This is a genomic window from Nocardia sp. NPDC101769 (genome assembly GCF_044766925.1).
Taxonomy (GTDB): domain Bacteria; phylum Actinomycetota; class Actinomycetes; order Mycobacteriales; family Mycobacteriaceae; genus Nocardia.
In genome coordinates this window covers 44,637-60,199 of record NZ_JBIWMX010000004.1, presented here as the reverse complement: position 1 = coordinate 60,199, position 15,563 = coordinate 44,637, and the positions used below count along the sequence as shown (strand labels likewise).

Annotated in this window: 18 protein-coding genes; 12 read left to right on the top strand and 6 right to left on the bottom strand. The window is 66.9% G+C overall.

Annotated elements, in window-relative coordinates; translation table 11 throughout:
• Window positions 1-11 precede the first annotated feature (11 nt).
• Window positions 12-971: a MerR family transcriptional regulator gene (locus tag ACIRRA_RS08805; protein ID WP_402765040.1), complete on the top strand. Its 960-nt coding sequence runs from the start codon at window positions 12-14 to the stop codon at window positions 969-971.
• A gap of 173 nt (window positions 972-1,144) precedes the next feature.
• Here ACIRRA_RS08805 and ACIRRA_RS08800 read toward each other — a convergent pair whose 3' ends face one another.
• Both ACIRRA_RS08800 and ACIRRA_RS08795 read right to left on the bottom strand, forming a co-directional pair.
• Window positions 1,145-1,759, bottom strand: a complete 615-nt coding sequence (locus tag ACIRRA_RS08800) for an SDR family oxidoreductase (RefSeq protein WP_402765037.1) — start codon at window positions 1,757-1,759, stop codon at window positions 1,145-1,147.
• A 26-nt stretch (window positions 1,760-1,785) separates the two neighbouring features.
• Complete coding sequence (locus ACIRRA_RS08795) at window positions 1,786-2,466, bottom strand: SDR family oxidoreductase (RefSeq protein ID WP_402765034.1); 681 nt, start codon at window positions 2,464-2,466, stop codon at window positions 1,786-1,788.
• A gap of 332 nt (window positions 2,467-2,798) precedes the next feature.
• On the opposite strand from ACIRRA_RS08795, the gene ACIRRA_RS08790 reads away from it, so the two are divergent.
• The 7 genes from ACIRRA_RS08790 to ACIRRA_RS08760 all read left to right on the top strand — a co-directional run bounded on the left by ACIRRA_RS08790 (window position 2,799) and on the right by ACIRRA_RS08760 (window position 8,197).
• On the top strand, window positions 2,799-3,044 hold the full coding sequence (locus ACIRRA_RS08790) for a hypothetical protein (protein WP_402765031.1): 246 nt from the start codon (window positions 2,799-2,801) through the stop codon (window positions 3,042-3,044).
• Between the two features lie 699 nt (window positions 3,045-3,743).
• On the top strand, window positions 3,744-3,989 hold the full coding sequence (locus ACIRRA_RS08785) for a hypothetical protein (protein WP_402765028.1): 246 nt from the start codon (window positions 3,744-3,746) through the stop codon (window positions 3,987-3,989).
• Between the two features lie 253 nt (window positions 3,990-4,242).
• Window positions 4,243-4,536 carry a hypothetical protein gene (locus ACIRRA_RS08780; protein WP_402765025.1) on the top strand — a complete coding sequence of 98 codons (294 nt, stop codon included), beginning with the start codon at window positions 4,243-4,245 and terminating at the stop codon, window positions 4,534-4,536.
• Window positions 4,537-4,791: 255 nt separating this feature from the next.
• Window positions 4,792-5,112 carry a DUF4342 domain-containing protein gene (locus tag ACIRRA_RS08775; RefSeq protein ID WP_402765022.1) on the top strand — a complete coding sequence of 107 codons (321 nt, stop codon included), beginning with the start codon at window positions 4,792-4,794 and terminating at the stop codon, window positions 5,110-5,112.
• An 8-nt stretch (window positions 5,113-5,120) separates the two neighbouring features.
• Window positions 5,121-5,582, top strand: coding sequence for a CoA-binding protein (locus ACIRRA_RS08770; RefSeq protein WP_402765020.1), 462 nt, complete (start codon window positions 5,121-5,123; stop codon window positions 5,580-5,582).
• A 214-nt stretch (window positions 5,583-5,796) separates the two neighbouring features.
• Window positions 5,797-7,260 carry a wax ester/triacylglycerol synthase family O-acyltransferase gene (locus tag ACIRRA_RS08765; protein ID WP_402765017.1) on the top strand — a complete coding sequence of 488 codons (1,464 nt, stop codon included), beginning with the start codon at window positions 5,797-5,799 and terminating at the stop codon, window positions 7,258-7,260.
• Between the two features lie 229 nt (window positions 7,261-7,489).
• A complete protein-coding gene (locus ACIRRA_RS08760; RefSeq protein ID WP_402765014.1) occupies window positions 7,490-8,197 on the top strand; it encodes an amidohydrolase family protein in 708 nt (235 codons plus the stop codon).
• A 245-nt stretch (window positions 8,198-8,442) separates the two neighbouring features.
• Here the strand turns inward: ACIRRA_RS08760 and ACIRRA_RS08755 are convergent, their stop codons facing one another.
• Window positions 8,443-8,598: a hypothetical protein gene (locus ACIRRA_RS08755; protein ID WP_402765011.1), complete on the bottom strand. Its 156-nt coding sequence runs from the start codon at window positions 8,596-8,598 to the stop codon at window positions 8,443-8,445.
• A gap of 328 nt (window positions 8,599-8,926) precedes the next feature.
• On the opposite strand from ACIRRA_RS08755, the gene ACIRRA_RS08750 reads away from it, so the two are divergent.
• The 4 genes from ACIRRA_RS08750 to ACIRRA_RS08735 are packed head-to-tail and all read left to right on the top strand — an operon-like array spanning window position 8,927 to window position 13,154.
• Window positions 8,927-10,282, top strand: coding sequence for a glutamine synthetase family protein (locus ACIRRA_RS08750; protein ID WP_402765008.1), 1,356 nt, complete (start codon window positions 8,927-8,929; stop codon window positions 10,280-10,282).
• Entirely contained in the window at window positions 10,263-11,006 is a 744-nt protein-coding gene (locus ACIRRA_RS08745; protein ID WP_402765005.1) for a gamma-glutamyl-gamma-aminobutyrate hydrolase family protein, read from the top strand. Before ACIRRA_RS08750 ends, ACIRRA_RS08745 begins: the two co-directional genes overlap by 20 nt.
• On the top strand, window positions 11,003-12,364 hold the full coding sequence (locus ACIRRA_RS08740; protein ID WP_402765002.1) for an aldehyde dehydrogenase family protein: 1,362 nt from the start codon (window positions 11,003-11,005) through the stop codon (window positions 12,362-12,364). Before ACIRRA_RS08745 ends, ACIRRA_RS08740 begins: the two co-directional genes overlap by 4 nt.
• Window positions 12,365-12,374: 10 nt before the next feature.
• Window positions 12,375-13,154, top strand: a complete 780-nt coding sequence (locus ACIRRA_RS08735) for a 3-oxoacyl-ACP reductase (protein WP_402765904.1) — start codon at window positions 12,375-12,377, stop codon at window positions 13,152-13,154.
• Window positions 13,155-13,179: 25 nt separating this feature from the next.
• Here ACIRRA_RS08735 and ACIRRA_RS08730 read toward each other — a convergent pair whose 3' ends face one another.
• The 3 genes from ACIRRA_RS08730 to ACIRRA_RS08720 form a co-directional block, all read right to left on the bottom strand.
• A complete protein-coding gene (locus ACIRRA_RS08730; RefSeq protein WP_402764999.1) occupies window positions 13,180-14,733 on the bottom strand; it encodes an amino acid permease in 1,554 nt (517 codons plus the stop codon).
• 94 nt (window positions 14,734-14,827) lie between these two features.
• Window positions 14,828-15,043 (bottom strand): hypothetical protein, encoded by a 216-nt coding sequence (locus tag ACIRRA_RS08725; protein ID WP_402764996.1) that lies wholly within the window; start codon window positions 15,041-15,043, stop codon window positions 14,828-14,830.
• A gap of 37 nt (window positions 15,044-15,080) precedes the next feature.
• Complete coding sequence (locus ACIRRA_RS08720; protein ID WP_402764993.1) at window positions 15,081-15,512, bottom strand: 4-oxalocrotonate tautomerase family protein; 432 nt, start codon at window positions 15,510-15,512, stop codon at window positions 15,081-15,083.
• Window positions 15,513-15,563: the final 51 nt, after the last annotated feature.

Here is a 15,563-nt window from a genome sequence, read left to right as displayed (position 1 = left end):
TTCAACAGGTTGTGACGGACAACACACACTCCGGTGCGCTGGTGAGCATCGGGGAGTTGGCGCGCAGCACCGGGCTCGCGGTGCGAACGATCCGGTTCTACTGCGACGAAGGCATTCTGGAATCCCAGCGCAGCGCGGGCGGGCATCGGATGTTCGACGCCGACAGCGCCACCGAACGCCTCCTGCTGGTGCGGCGGTTGCGCGCCCTCGGCCTCGGGCTCGACTCGATCACCGACGTGCTGCAAGAAGAGCGGTCGATGACAGAGGTCATCGCTGCCGAAAGTGCGCGGCTCGATATCGAATTCAGGTCGCTGGCATGGCGGCGGGCGTCACTGCGGGCCATGGAGACGGCCGCCCCGGCGCAGCGGGCCGAGCGACTCGCGTTGCTGGCCGCCGCGCAGGACGGTGATGCGGTGCACGATTGCCTCGTCCGGTTCTGGCGGCGCATTCTCGCACCGATACCGCGGTGCGACAGCGATATGTGGGTGTGCTGGAATGTCCCGGAGCCGCCTGCTGATCCTTCTGTCGACGAGGTTGTCGCATATGCCGAGCTGGCCGCTCTGGCGGCCGACCCCGGCATGAACAGTGCCGTGCGACAGCAATACTGGCGGCATCGACCAGAGCTGATCCGCGACCCTCGAGCGTTGTACATCAGCATGGACAACGTGATAGTGGACGTGGTGCCACTCGTGGCGGAAGGTGTTCGACCGCACGCCGGCACCGAACTCGACCGATTCGTCAACGCCCATGCCGACGCACGAGGGGAACATGACTCCCCGCGTTTCCGCGAGCAGTTGCTGATCGACGCAACCGATTCCGACCACCGGATTCACCGTTACTGGGCGCTGACAGAACGGTTCTTCGGACCTCGTGTCACTATCGGGCGAGCCCACAACTGGTTGTACAACGCACTGGCCAACTCCACAACCTCGCCGATACACGGGCACCCCAACCAGCGTTCGCTCCCATGAATTCACCGCACTGATCCGCATCACCGACGCCATGCGTCATACCTGGCCGTGCGCACTCGCATGTGCTACTCGCGCGGTCCGAAGCGGCCACGTTGCCCAGCGGAAGATCAACTGGCCGTGACCATCCGGGGCCGACCGAAGGCACCGTAATGCCGGATGGCGGGCAGTTCGGGTCAGTCAGCGGTCAGGGCGGTGAAAGCTGTGGGCCAGTCCACACGGGTATGCCCGTCATACAGTTCGAAAGTCTTGCCTCGGGATTCGGGGTAGAGCAGGGCCGCGACCGCTGCCTGGGCGACGATCTCGCGGCTGACACGACCGTCACCGCGATCACCCTGTTCGAGATGCACACCGGTGGCAGGTGAATTCGTGAGCCAGCTGGGGCGGACGATCGCATACGGCGCGCCGCTGTTCCGCAGTGCCTGTTCACCGGCTCCGCGAGCGCGGATGATGCCTGCTATGTCGGGATGTTCGGCGGCGCGGGTGATGTAGATCTGGGAGACCAGAACGATGGGGATCTTCTGTGCGGCGGCCAGTTCGGCGAGCTCTCCGACTCCGGTGTTCATCACCGCGTCGGCGGCCGCGTCATCCACCGGCGGCTCGACCGAGACGATGACACCGTCGACACCGGCCAGCAACCGGGGATCGAGCGGGCTCGCCAGGTCGACCGCGATGCTCTGCTCGTCCCGAGGACGCCGGGTGCCGACGACCACCTCGTGACCGAGGTTGCGGAGCAGGCCGACGGCTTGCCGGCCAGTGCGGCCCGTGCCTCCGATGACCAGGTACTTCATGAAACTCCTCTGTTGCGGAAAACTTGTCACCAGGGCAGGGGGTGGCCGTCGCGGAAGAAGCCCCCGGTGGGGCCGGAGTCGGGGATGGTTGCGGCCCAGACGATTCCGGCCGCGCCCTCGGCGACGGGGCGGCCGCCGGGGCCGCCCATATCGGTGGCCACCCAGCCCGGGCAGATGGAGTTGACCAGGATGTGGTCGGAGCGCAGCTCGGCGGCCAGCATGCGGGTGAGAGCGTTGAGGGCCACCTTGGTTGTGTTGTAGGCGGGGGTGCCGCCGTCCATGCCGGTGAGGGAGGCGGCTTCGCTGGAGACGTTCACGATGCGGGGATGGGAGCTCTTGCGCAGCAACGGCAAGAAGGCATGGACCATGCGCCAGGGGCCGTAGAGGTTGGTTTCCGCGGCCTCATGCACGACCGCCAGGTCCGCGGTCGCCGCGCGCTGCCAGGTGTCGTAGGTGATTGCGGCATTGTTGATCAGGACATCCAGTCGACCGTGCAAGCCTTCCACTTCCTGGGCTGCCGCCACGACACTGGCGTTGTCGGTGACATCCAGCAGCAACGGGAGCGCCCCCACCTCCGCGGCCGCGGTCTTCCCGGCTTCCTCGGACCGCGCAGCCAGCAGCACGGTGAACCCGCGTTCGGCCAGCTGCCTGCAGACTTCCCGGCCGATCCCGCGGTTGCCGCCGGTGACCAGCGCGATATCGCTCATAATTGTCGATCTTGCCGCCGAATCGCCGAGTCGTCGAGCCGCTTTCGCTCAACGGGGCCGGGAAGGCCCTCGAAGCCTCCCGGGTTCAACGACAAGCGCTGGAGTTTCGGGCTCAATGTCCGTTGGGCAACAGTGCCTCGCGCACCGCGATGCAGAGCGGGCGAGGTATCGCGTTTTCGGCCACGAGCGCATCGGCTTCGGAGACAATCTGTGCCGCAGCATTCGATGATCAGCGATGTGACGTCACCTGAATCATCATCGACTTCCCACACTCCCGTGCCCGCCCAAATCAATGCGGCCCCACGACGGTTGTCGTCGTAGGGAATGCTGACGTGGCACCAGAGATTGTGCATGTGCATCATGGCATCGAACGAGTCGATCACTCCCATCCGCCAGGCCCGACCATAGGAATCGGCCACTGCGTCCCAAGGATCCAGCCTCGGCTGATCACCGAGAATGCCGTCGATGCGCGTGCGACACACTATTTCGACGCGACGAAGCAGACCGTGCAGAGCTCATACAACGACCTGTACATTGCGCTACTTGCCGCCTATCCGTTCAAGGATCTGGTCGGATAGCGACGATTGATCGGAGTCAGAGGAAGGCCACCAGCGCCAGTAACCGAATCCGCTCCCCGACCCCAACGGCACACAACACCCGCACCGACCCGAGCGCACTGAAATCAGCGGAAGTGCCTGTGAACAAACTGATCGTATAGAGGTTTCAGCGCCTGGAGTTGTCACCCACTGAAATCTGCCTTTACGCCCCCGCATATCCGAGCACACCCGTGACTATCTCACCGAGCACGGCTACACCGACCGCGGTGACGGCCTGGCCGAACGCCGTTGGCCCGCTGGACACGATTACGCCCGTGCGGCCGCCACTGCCGCTGTCGTCCTGCTCCGATACGTCGACATACCGATGGACAGGCACGTAGGACGTGCGGTCGATGGCGAAAGCTGTTCGTGCACAGCCAGTCTCGCACTTGTCTAGACGTTTTCAGAGTCCATTTCAGCATCAACTGTTCTCGTATCGTGTGGCTTGACTTCACGGTAGCTACCAAGCCCCCGGCCACCATCAAGTTCCCGCACCAACGTATGGTGCGCCGAATCCACATTCTTGCCCCCACTCCTCGGCAGCCCCTGCGGCACAACCGATCCGCCCACACGATGTCGATCACTGCCGACCAACAGGCACCGTCGGCCAACCCACGACTGTCAGTACTCCCGAACCCGCAGAGCGTCGGCCGGAGCAAGCAGGAACGGCATCAGAATCCAATGCCGCCGAACACCACCACGACCACTGTCGAACGCACTCATCTGCCGCATACCGCGCTGACCGAACCGGCCAGCGTGCTTGACCAAGATCACGTCGCGGTGGCCGCATCCGCCTACAACGCCATCGCCGACCGCTACGCCCAGTTCGCCAAGCGAGCCGCCGAGTCCGAGCCGTTCGCGCGCAGCCAGGCGCGCACGTGGCGCGCTCCCGGCCGCATCCGACACTCCATTGGGCCGAGTAGATGACCCGAGTCACAGTCATCGCTCAACTTCGGCTGACATGGAAGTGCTTGTCGGTCGTCGAACAGGCCCAGGGTCATTGCCGGGGCGGGGCGGGTAGCAATATGGGTCAGGCAGCCATCGATCTCGAGCGCAAGGTCAACCGGTTCAACAAGGTCATCGTGGCGTTGCAGAAGGTGGGGATCACGTTCGGGCCGATGCATCTTCTCACCGCGCCAGGGCGGAAGAGCGGGCAGGCGCGCACCGCGCGATCGCCGTGGTGCGGATTGATGGGCAGCGGTACATCATTCAGGCGGATCCGCGGGCGGCCTGGGTGGCCAACGCGCGCAATGCCGAGATGGTGATGCTGAGCCGAGGGCGGCGTTCTTCCGAAGTTCGTCTGGTAGAGCTGCCGATAGAGGAACGCCGACTGTTGCTTCACGAGCATGCCGAAAACAGTCCGCGCCGGGTGGCCGAGTTGTTCGTCACGAGTGGTCTTGCGGCCGAGGCCAATCCGGATGCGATCGCGGCAGCAGCGGAAAGGATCGCGATCTTCCGGCTGGAACCGGTCTGACCCTGCACCGAGTTAGGCATCCGAGTCCGGCCGCTGTGGCTCGAATGCCCTGTATGCCGCATACCTCGCTGACCGCCAGCGCGAGGCGCCGGAGGTTGATGCTCGGCACGGTACCGATCAACGGGTCGCGAATCGGACCCGGCAGTCAGGCGGTTCGGCCCGGTGAGGGGTAGACCTTCGGCCCTGCCGCGAGGCGGTCCCGAAGACGACGATGTGAAGAAAAAAGGGGCCCGGCTAGCGGAGGCGGTGAACGGAATGACGCAGCAAACGACGACATCGACAGAGAAGATCGACGTGAAGGGCGGCCACCTCGTGGAGAGGGTCAAGGAATTGGTCCACGAAGGCAACGTTCGTCGAATCATCATCAAGGACTCCGACGGCAAGACCGTGATGGAGGTACCCGTGACGGTTGGTGTGGTCGGCTTCCTCCTCGCGCCCACGGTGGCCGCGATCGGAGCGCTCGCCGCGCTCGCCGCGGACTACTCGATCGAAGTCGAACGAGAGACTCCCGGCTCGACAGCGACCGGCGTCACTGCGCCGGCGGAGGTAATGCAGGCGGTGATTGGAGGTGGATGATGCCGACGATGAAGGAAGCGGCTTCCGCGTTCCTTGCGAACAAGCGAATCGCGGTGACGGGCGTATCGCGGAAACCCAAGGAGCACGGATCCAACGTCGTGTACAAGCGTCTGCGCGACCGCGGGTATGAGGTGTTCGCGGTCAATCCCAATGCCGACGAGGTCGAGGGTGCGCGCAGCTATCACGACTTGAAGAGCATCCCCGGAGGGGTCGACGCCGTCGTCATCGCCACCGCGCCCGACAAGGCCGACAGCGCGATGCGCGAGTGCGCCGAGCTGGGGATCAAACACGTATGGATGCACCGGTCCTACGGCGCGGGCAGCGTCAGCGACACGGCCACGGCCTATGGGCGTGGGCACGGCATCACTGTGATCGACGGAGGATGCCCGCTGATGTTCGAACCGACCGCCGACCTCAGCCACAAGGTCATGCGCGTGGTCTACCGGAGTCACGTCCCGAAGACCGTGTGACCACTGCGTCCGACCACCAGGGGCCCCCTTCGACGGCGGGGTCTTGGAGAATTTCCTCGAACTCGTCGAAGCGTGAATGGGGGCGACGTCCGCCGTCTCTTCGGAGCTCAAGGAACTCGCATACAAGCACGCCGGAGGAATCGCTGTTCACTCGTTCCTCCAAGGCCTCGGAACCGCGGCGGCTGTCTAGGCGACGAGGAAGGGATGTGAGGTCATGGCCGAGACCCGTCTGCTGGAACGGGTGACCGCTTCGGACCTTTTCCTGCTGCTCTGGGGCGACTACGGCTGGTCCACCGACATCGGCGGGCTCGCCATCCTCGACGGCACAAGCCTGCTCGACGAGGACGGCAGCGTCCGACTCGACGCGGTCCGGCGACACCTCGAGCCGAGAATGCACTTGGTGCCTCGTTTCAGGCAGCTGCTGCGCCGGCCTCGGCTCGGGCTGGGCTGGCCGCTGTGGATCGACGCGCCCTACTTCGACCTCGCTGAGCACATCCACGTCCATGCGCTTGCCGCGCCCGGCGACCAGGACCAGTTGCTGCAGATATGCCAGCAACTGGCCCGGCGACCGTTCGATCCCGCTCGGCCGTTGTGGGAGCTGTGGCTGCTGCCCGGCCTGCCGGACCAACGGGTCGGCGCGTTCTTGAAGCTGCATCACGTCCTCGCCGATGGCCCGGCCGCGATGGCCGCCTTCGGGGCGCTGCTCGACCGGGCCGCCGACGCGCCCGTCGAGGGTGCACCGCCGTGGACGCCGACACCCACCCCGTCCACCGGTGAACTGCTCCGCGACAACCTGCGACGCCGCCGACACGAACTAGGGCTTGGGTGGTCGGGCCTTGTCCATCCGAGCAGAACGCTGCGCCTTGCGCGCCGCGCGTTGCCGGCCTGGCGGGAGGTGCTTACCGAAAAGCCTGCCCCACGAACCAGCCTCAACCACCCCGTAGGCCCCGAGCGCCGACTGGCCATTGTCCGCGGCCGGCTCGACGCCATCAAACTCGTCGCCCATGTCCATCACTCCACGGTCAACGACGTGGTGCTGACCGCGGTTGCCGGTGGCCTGCGCCGGCTGCTGGCAAGCCGCGGCGAGGATGTCCACGGGCTCGTCCAGCGCGCGATGGTGACCATCTCCCACCACGAAGCGCGGCCCGGGGAAGCGCAAGGCAACACGCCCGGGTGGATGATGGTGCCGCTGCCGGTCGGTGAGCCGGACTCGTTGCGCCGGCTGACGTTGATCGCCGCAGAGACAAGCGCACGAAGGGACAAGGCTCGCCCCGAGGCGGGCAGCGGGATCTTCAGATTCGTTGCCGGCCAGCGCATCTGGTACCGGCTGTTTCCGCGGCAGCGGTCAGTGAACCTGGTCGTGAGCAACGTCCCGGGTCCGCCGATGCGGCTGTATCTCGCCGGCGCGCCGCTGCTGGAGGTGTTCCCCGTGTTGCCGCCCATGGGCAACCTGACACTTGTCGTCGCCGCCCTGTCGTACGCCGGCCAGCTCAACTTCACTGCCGCCGCTGACCAGGACAGCTGCCCGGACGTGGAGGTGTTCGCCCGCGGGGTGCGCGATGCACTCGATGACCTCGCGCAACCGATCCTGGGGTCCGAGGCGGGCGGTCGGGCTGGTGCCACGGAGTCGGTACCGACGCCTGACGCACCGGTTACGCCGCGTCGGTCACCGCGGTGATCGACGCGGCGCCAACGGCCGGAACCGCGGCCGTCGGCGAACGCACTATGCCGAGGAGGACCGCGCTATCCGGCTCGGCCAACAGGTCGGCCGGGTATCGTCGAGCCCAGGAGATGGAGGGGCGGTTATTCCATTGGTGTGGTTGGTCGTTGGCCTTGTTCTCGTCGCCGCTGCACTGGACCGCGCAGGCGTGTGGGCCGTCATCCGTGGACCCGACGAAGCTGTGTCGATGGTGGCGCAGCGTATCGCCGACGGTTCGGACTACATCAAACTGATCCTGGAGGCGCGGCGGGAAAGTGGGCCCGACGTGGCGACAGCGAAAGCCGTTGTCGTCGAGGCGCATGCGCGGAATGTCGGAGTCGTCGCGCACGTTTCCACGCCTGGCGCATACGCAATGGCCATAGACGCCGGGGTCGATATCCTGACCCACGTTCCGGTGGGTGCTCGGTTGCCCTCACGCGATATCGAGCGGCTGGCGGCCGGGCGGCACGTTGTCGTTCCCACCCTGACCATGATGGAGGGATCTGCCGAAAAGTACGGCGCCGCTGCGATGTTCGCGGACTCATTGACCAATGTGGCGGCGCTGCACGAGGCGGGTGTCACGGTCCTGGCCGGCACCGACGCCAATGCGACACCGGGTATCCCCTTCCATCCGCCGCACGGATCGAGCATGCACCATGAACTGGAATTGCTTGTGCGCGCTGGTCTTTCACCCATCGAAGCCTTGAATGCGGCCACCTCGCTGCCCGCCCGCGTGTTCGGGCTCGCGGATCGCGGCGTGATCGCACCCGGCATGCGCGCCGATCTCGTCCTGCTCGACGGCGATCCGCTCGCCGACATCCGCGCGACCCGAGCGATACGCAGAATCTGGTGCGGCGGCACCGAACACGCGCCCGCCGAGTCCCTCGATTCGACAACCGGTACCCGGCCCTGCTGATGGAGTCCCGACGGTCGGAAGGTCGATGAACTCTCGACAAGATCCGCTGCTCGCCGGTCTGCGCGGTCTCGAGTTGGCCTCGGTGGTGCTTGTCCGGGATTACGTCCAACTCGACTTCGACGGCCCACGGTCGAGCTGCTATGCCCGGCCGGTGCTCGGCCTCGATGGAAACGTCCCGCATATCCACGATGCCGGACTTACGGCTCGGACAGACCGGTCGCCCGGCTCCTTCATGGATCGAGAGTTCAGCTGTGCTGTCCGGAATGGCTGTCCAGGTCGACATCGGCGAAGGGTTCGCCCAGGTGCCGAAGGACTCGCAGGCACGTGTCGATATCAGCGGCGGTGAGGTTTCCGCCGACGCCGCGCAGCACGGCGTGTTCGCGGGCGGTGGTCGAGGCCATCGCGGCACGTCCCTTCGCGGTCAAACCGACCAGCGGCGAGCGTTGATGCCGCGGGTTGTCGCGGCGGCCTGAATTCCGGTGATCGGATAGACCGCAGGCTGATACGGGGCGGTGAACGTTTCCTCGGGACCGGGCATGGTCCGGACGGCAGCCGAGCGGACAGAGCGAGAACAGCAGTTTTTCCGGCGTGGCGCCGGGGCGATCGGCGCACGGGAAGGCCACACCGAACACGCGGGTGATCACTTGCCGTATTCGGGCACACACGGAGGCCGGGTTCGCCTAGCGTGAGCGGGGTTGACGTCGAGAGGGGTCAAGAATGCGGGCCGGGATGCTTACCGTGGCGGAGCTGGTGGCGCGGGTCGAGGCGGGAACGCTGGACACGGTGCTGGTGGCGATGACCGACATGCAGGGGCGATTACAGGGAAAGCGTTGTTCGGCACGGTATTTCGTGGAGGAGGTACTGGATCAGGCGACGGAGGCGTGTAACTATCTGCTGGCCGTCGACGTGGAGATGACCACGGTCGAGGGCTACGAGATGTCCTCCTGGGACACCGGCTACGGCGATTTCGTGCTGCGCCCCGACCTGAGCACGCTGCGGCTGGTGCCGTGGTGGCCGGGCACCGCGCTGGTGCTCTGCGACGTCGAGCAGGTGGACCCGCACGGCCGGCCCGGGCAGCCCGTGGCCGCTTCACCCCGACAGGTGCTGCGCGCCCAGCTGGATCGCCTGGCCGAGCGCGGCCTGTCCGCCTATGTCGGCACCGAACTCGAATTCCTCGTCTTCGACGACACCTACGAGTCCGCCTTCCGCAGCGGCTACCGCGATCTCACCCCCGCCAACCAGTACAACGTCGACTACTCGATGCTCGGCACCGCCCGGATCGAACCGCTGCTGCGCCGTATCCGCACCGACATGTCCGGCGCGGGAATGTATGTCGAGTCCGCCAAGGGCGAATGCAATCCCGGCCAGCACGAGATCGCCTTCCGCTTCGACGAGGCGCTGATCACCTGCGACAACCACACCATCTACAAGACCGGCGCCAAGGAGATCGCCGCCCAGGAGGGCCGCAGCATCACCTTCATGGCGAAATACAATGAGCGGGAAGGTAATTCCTGCCACATCCACCTGAGCCTGCGCAACAGCGTGGGCGAGCCGGTCTTCGCCGACGGCGACGACCCCTCGGCCCTGATGCGCCACTTCATCGCGGGCCAGCTGGACTGCCTGCGCGAACTCACCTATCTGCTGGCCCCGAACATCAACTCCTACAAGCGATTCCAGGCCGGCAGCTTCGCACCCACCGCGCTGGCCTGGGGTCGCGACAATCGCACCTGCGCCCTGCGCGTCGTCGGCCATGGCCCCTCGCTGCGCCTGGAGAACCGCATCCCGGGCGGCGATGTGAACCCGTATCTGGCGGTCGCCGCGGCAATCGCGGCCGGTCTGCACGGCATCGAACACCAGCTCCCACTGGAGCCGGAGTTCCACGGCAACGCCTACCGTTCGCACCGCCCGCGCGTCCCGCACACCCTGCGCGAGGCCGCGCAGCTGTTCGGCGACAGCAAGATCGCCCAGAAAGCGTTCGGTCCGGAGGTGGTGCGGCACTACCGCAATGCCGCGCAGGTCGAGCTGGACGCCTACGACGCGGCGGTGACCGACTGGGAGCGGATCCGTGGCTTCGAACGACTCTGACTCCGGCCGCCGGCCCGTCATCGGCCTGCCCACGTATTCCGAACGCACCCGTTTCGGCCACTGGGACGTCGACGCCGCGGTGCTGGCCCGCACCTACATCGACCTGACCGAGCGCGCGGGCGGTATCCCGGTCCTGTTGCCGCCCACCGGAACTCCGCGCCCCGAGCTCGTCGAGCGCCTCGACGGCCTGGTGCTCACCGGCGGCGCGGACCTCGACCCCGCCCACTACGGCGCGCCACCGCATCCCGCCACCCGCGGACTGCGCCCCGACCGCGACGAGTCCGAGTTCGGGCTGTTCGCGCTCGCCCGCGCGGCGGGACTGCCGGTCCTGGCCGTCTGCCGCGGACTGCAATTGGTGAACGTCGCCCTGGGCGGCACCCTGCTGCAACACGTCCCGGATGCCGTGGGGCACACCGACCACTCACGCTCCCCCGGCGTCTTCACGGTCAACACTGTCACCACTGTTCCCGGCAGCCGCCTCGCCGACATCGTCGGCCCCGAGGTGAAGGCACACTGCCACCACCATCAGGCCATCGGCACGCTCGCCCCCGGCCTCACCGCCACCGGGCACACGGTGGACGGCGTCATCGAGGCCGCGGAGACCCGCGACGGCCCGTTCCTGCTGGGCGTGCAATGGCATCCCGAGGAGAACCAGACCGACCTGCGCCTCATGCGGGCCCTGGTCGACCACGCGGCACAGTACGGAAAGGAGCGCACCCCGTGACAACCACCGACATCGTCAATCCCGCCACCGAGCAGGTGCTGGCCACCATCGCCGCGGCCGATACGGCCGCCACCGACGCCTCCATCGAACGCGCGCACCGGGCGACGGCGAACTGGCGCGCCGTCGCCCCCGGCGATCGGGCGCGGCTGCTGCGCCGCTTCGCCGAGGCGGTGGATGCCGAGATCGAGCAGCTGGCCCGGCTCGAGGTCAGCAATGCCGGCCACACCATCGGCAATGCCCGCTGGGAGGCCGGCAATGTCCGCGACGTCCTGCACTACAGCGCGGGTATGCCGGAACGCCTGCTGGGCAATCAGATTCCGGTCCCGGGCGGGGTGGACATCACCTTCTGCGAGCCGCTGGGCGTGGTCGGCATCATCGTGCCCTGGAACTTCCCCATGCCCATCGCGGCCTGGGGCTTCGGTCCCGCCCTGGCCGCGGGGAACACCGTGGTACTCAAACCGGCCGAGCTCACCCCGCTCACCGCCATCCGGCTCGGTGAGCTCGCCGTGGAGGCCGGCCTGCCCGAGGACGTCTTCCAGGTGATCCCGGGTCGCGGCGCGGTGGTCGGGGCCCGTTTCGTCACCCATCCGGCCGTGCGCAAGGTGGTGTTCACCGGTTCCACCGAGGTGGGCAGGCAGATCATGGCCGGCTGCGCCGAGCAGGTGAAGCGGGTGACCCTCGAATTGGGCGGCAAGAGCGCCAATATCGTGTTCGCCGACTCGGACCTCGAGCGCGCCGCCGCCACCGCGCCCTACGGCGTCTTCGACAATGCCGGTCAGGACTGCTGCGCCCGCTCCCGAATCCTGGTGCAGCGCAGCGTCTTCGACCGCTTCCTGGAACTGCTCGAACCGGCGGTCCAGGGCGTGCGGGTGGGCGATCCGTCCGACGAGTCGACCGAGATGGGGCCCCTCATCTCCGCCGCCCACCGCGACCGCGTCGCCGGATTCCTCGAACCGTCGACCAAGGTGGCGTTCACCGGCGCCCGCCCCGACGGCCCCGGATACTGGTTCGCCCCCACCGTCGTCCTCCCGTCGAGCCCCGAGGACCGGGTGCTCACCGAGGAGGTGTTCGGCCCGGTGGTGGCGGTGCTGCCCTTCGAGGACGAGGCCGACGCCCTGCGCCTCGCCAACGCCACCGACTACGGCCTGTCCGGCTCCATCTGGACCAGCGATGTCGGGCGGGCGCTGCGGGTGGCCCGCGGGGTCGAGGCCGGGAATCTGTCGGTGAATTCCCATTCCTCCGTGCGCTATTGGACGCCGTTCGGCGGATTCAAGCAGTCCGGTCTGGGCCGCGAACTCGGCCCCGACGCCGCGCGCGCCTTCACCGAGACCAAGAACGTCTTCCTCGCCACCGAGTAACCAGCCCCTCATCGAAGGAGATACGTTGCAGCGCTTACAGGATCGAGTCGCGGTCGTCACCGGCGGCGGCAGCGGTATCGGGCTGGCCACCGTCCGGCGCTTCGCCCAGGAGGGCGCGAAGGTCGTGGTCGCCGATATCGACGCCACCAGCGGCGAGGCCGCCGCGGCCGAGGCCGGCGGGCTCTACGTGAAGGTCGACGTCACCGACGAGGAGCAGGTGCGGGCCATGTTCCAGGCCGCCGTCGACACCTACGGCGGCCTCGACATCGCCTTCAACAACGCGGGCATCTCACCGCCGGAGGACGATTCGATCCTCACCACCGGCATCGACGCCTGGAAGCGGGTGCAGGAGGTCAATCTGACCTCGGTGTATCTGTGCAGCAAGTACGCCATCGAGCACATGCTCGAACGCGGCCGGGGCTCGGTCATCAATACCGCGTCCTTCGTGGCCGTCATGGGCGCGGCCACCTCCCAGATCTCCTACACCGCCTCCAAGGGCGGCGTGCTGGCCATGAGCCGGGAGCTGGGAGTCCAGTTCGCGCGCCAGGGCATTCGCGTGAACGCGCTGTGCCCCGGACCGGTCAATACTCCCCTGCTGCAGGAGCTGTTCGCGAAGGATCCCGAACGCGCCGCCCGCCGCCTGGTGCATATCCCCGTCGGCCGGTTCGCCGAGCCGGAGGAGATCGCCGCCGCCGTGGCCTTCCTCGCCAGCGACGATTCCTCCTTCATCACCGCCTCGCAGTTCCTGGTCGACGGCGGTATCTCGGGCGCGTACGTGACGCCCCTGTAGCGCAACGATTTTCGGGCGCTGCGGTTCAGGCGCCGACGGGGGCCTGGTCGACCTCCGGCGGCTCCTCCACGGTTCGTTTGGGCCCGGTGAACCAGCGCCGGGCCGAGACGAGCCACCAGACGGCGATCGCGCCCACCACCCCGACCAGGGTGAGGGGCGCGTAATTCACCGCGTTCCAGGTGAATCCGTCCACCCACGGATACCCGTGGTCGTCGGTCGGCAGGATGAACAGCACGCTGATGATCACGATCCAGATCAGCGCGATGATCCCGATCGGCCGATACCAGCGCCCCAGCTGCCAGGGCCCGGCCTGGAATCGGTTGCCGCGCAACAGCCGCAGCAGCACCGGAATCCCGTAGGCGATGTACAGGCCGATGGTGGCCACCGAGGTGGCGGCGGCGTACGCGGTCGGGGCATTGGCGGCGGGCACCAGCATCGACGGAATCAGCAGAATGAACGCGAACACCGAGACGAAGAAGACCGCGTTCACCGGCACCCGGCGGGCCGACAGCTTCGCCCACAGCTTGGATCCCGGCACCGCGCCGTCGCGTGCGAAAGCGAACAGCATGCGGGAGGCCGCGGTGACCGAGGCATAGCCGCAGAACAACTGCGCGACGGCGGCGATGATCAGCAGCAGCCCCGACCAGAACGAATTCAGCGAATTCTGCAGGATGTAGATGACCGGATAACCGCTGTTCTTCGCCGGATCCAGCGCATCGTCGAGATTCGGGATCGCGAACGTCACCGCCATGATGAGCAGATACCCCGCGACCGCCGACACCACAATGGTGTTGATGATCCCCTTGGCCGCCATACGCGAGGCGTCGTGCGTCTCCTCCGACATGTGCGCCGAGGCGTCGTACCCGGTGAACGTGTACTGCGCGTGCAGCAACCCGAGCAGGAAGCTGAACGCCACCCCGCCGAACCCGATCGCGCTGTTGTCCACGGTCTTGGTGAACACGAAGCCGATGCTCTGGTGGTGGCGCGCGCCGAACCCCAGCACCACCACGAAGATGGCCACACCGCCCACATGCCACCAGGCCGACACATTGTTGATGACCGCCGACAGGTGCGGTCCGATGATGTTCAGCAGCGCGTGCAGCACCAGAATCCCGGAGAACACCGCGAAGATGGCATTGCGGTCGGTCCCGATATCCCATCCGATCACATTCAGCACCACGGTGGTGAAGATGGCGGCGCCGTAATCGATGGCCGCAGTCACCGCGATCTGCCCGATCAGGTTGAACCATCCGGTGAACCAGCCCCACACCGGCCCGCCCAGCTCCGACGCCCACCAGTACAGTCCACCGGACGTCGGATAGGCCGAGGCCAATTCGGCCATGGCCAGCCCGACGAACAACACCATGACCGAGACCAGCGGCCAGCCCCACGCCATGGTGATCGGCCCACCATTGGACAGGCCGATCCCATAACTCGCCAGGCCGCCGGTGAGAATCGAGACAATGGTGAAACTGATGGCGAAATTGGAGAATCCGGACCAGGATCGCGCCAATTCCTGCTTGTAACCGAGTTCGGCGAGCCGCCGTTCATCATCGGATCGAGGCTGGGTTGCGGTCATGCTAGCTCCCGAGTGAAAACGCCGCCCTCACACGGCGTTTGCCAGGAGCCCAGTGTGCGGTAATCCAGTGTCGAACCGCAGGCCAACGGGCAAACTAGTCGCCCGGTCCAGAAACCGCGAGGGGCTCGCGGTGCAGGACCAGCTTGGTGGTGTGCGCCGCGTACGTCGCGGGCGCGTCTTCCCAGGCGGCGGTCATCGTGGTCACGACTTCGGCCGGAAAATTGTGGCGGGCAACGAAATCCAGTACATCGGGCAGGCTTGGCCGGACATTCGAGACGCCGATCTCGACCGTCGCGTCGGTGGCGTACATGTGCACGAGCGGGACCTTTGTACCCACCGGCAGGTATTCACGCATCCGACCGCTGCCCCTGGGCGAGGGCGGCCAGCTCCTTGAACTTCACGACCGAACCGGCCGCGCCCCAGGTGCCTTCGGGCTGCTCGTGGATCAGCACCCACATCCGCAGCGCCTCGCTCTGGCCCAGACCCGCGGCGGCGAGCACCTTTTCGGTGACCTCGGCGATGAGCCCGGTCTTGCGGCGATCGGACAGCGCGCCCGCGGGGACGGTCACGTCGACCCGGAAGCGCGGCAGATCGTCCTCGAGCGCCCCGAATCCGCCGTCGGCGACCTCCTCGATGCGGCACCATGCCTGCGCCCGAAAGAACGCGGTGTCGGGTGCGCCCTCCCACTTCAGCAGGGTCTGCGGCAGCGCCTTCGACAGCTCGCCGCGCGCGTCCCCGGTCAGCACCCCGGCGGGCAGGGACAGATGAATCATCGGCATCTACGTGCTCCTTCGCTTCCAGCCGACCGTCTATAACAGTCGTTATAATCG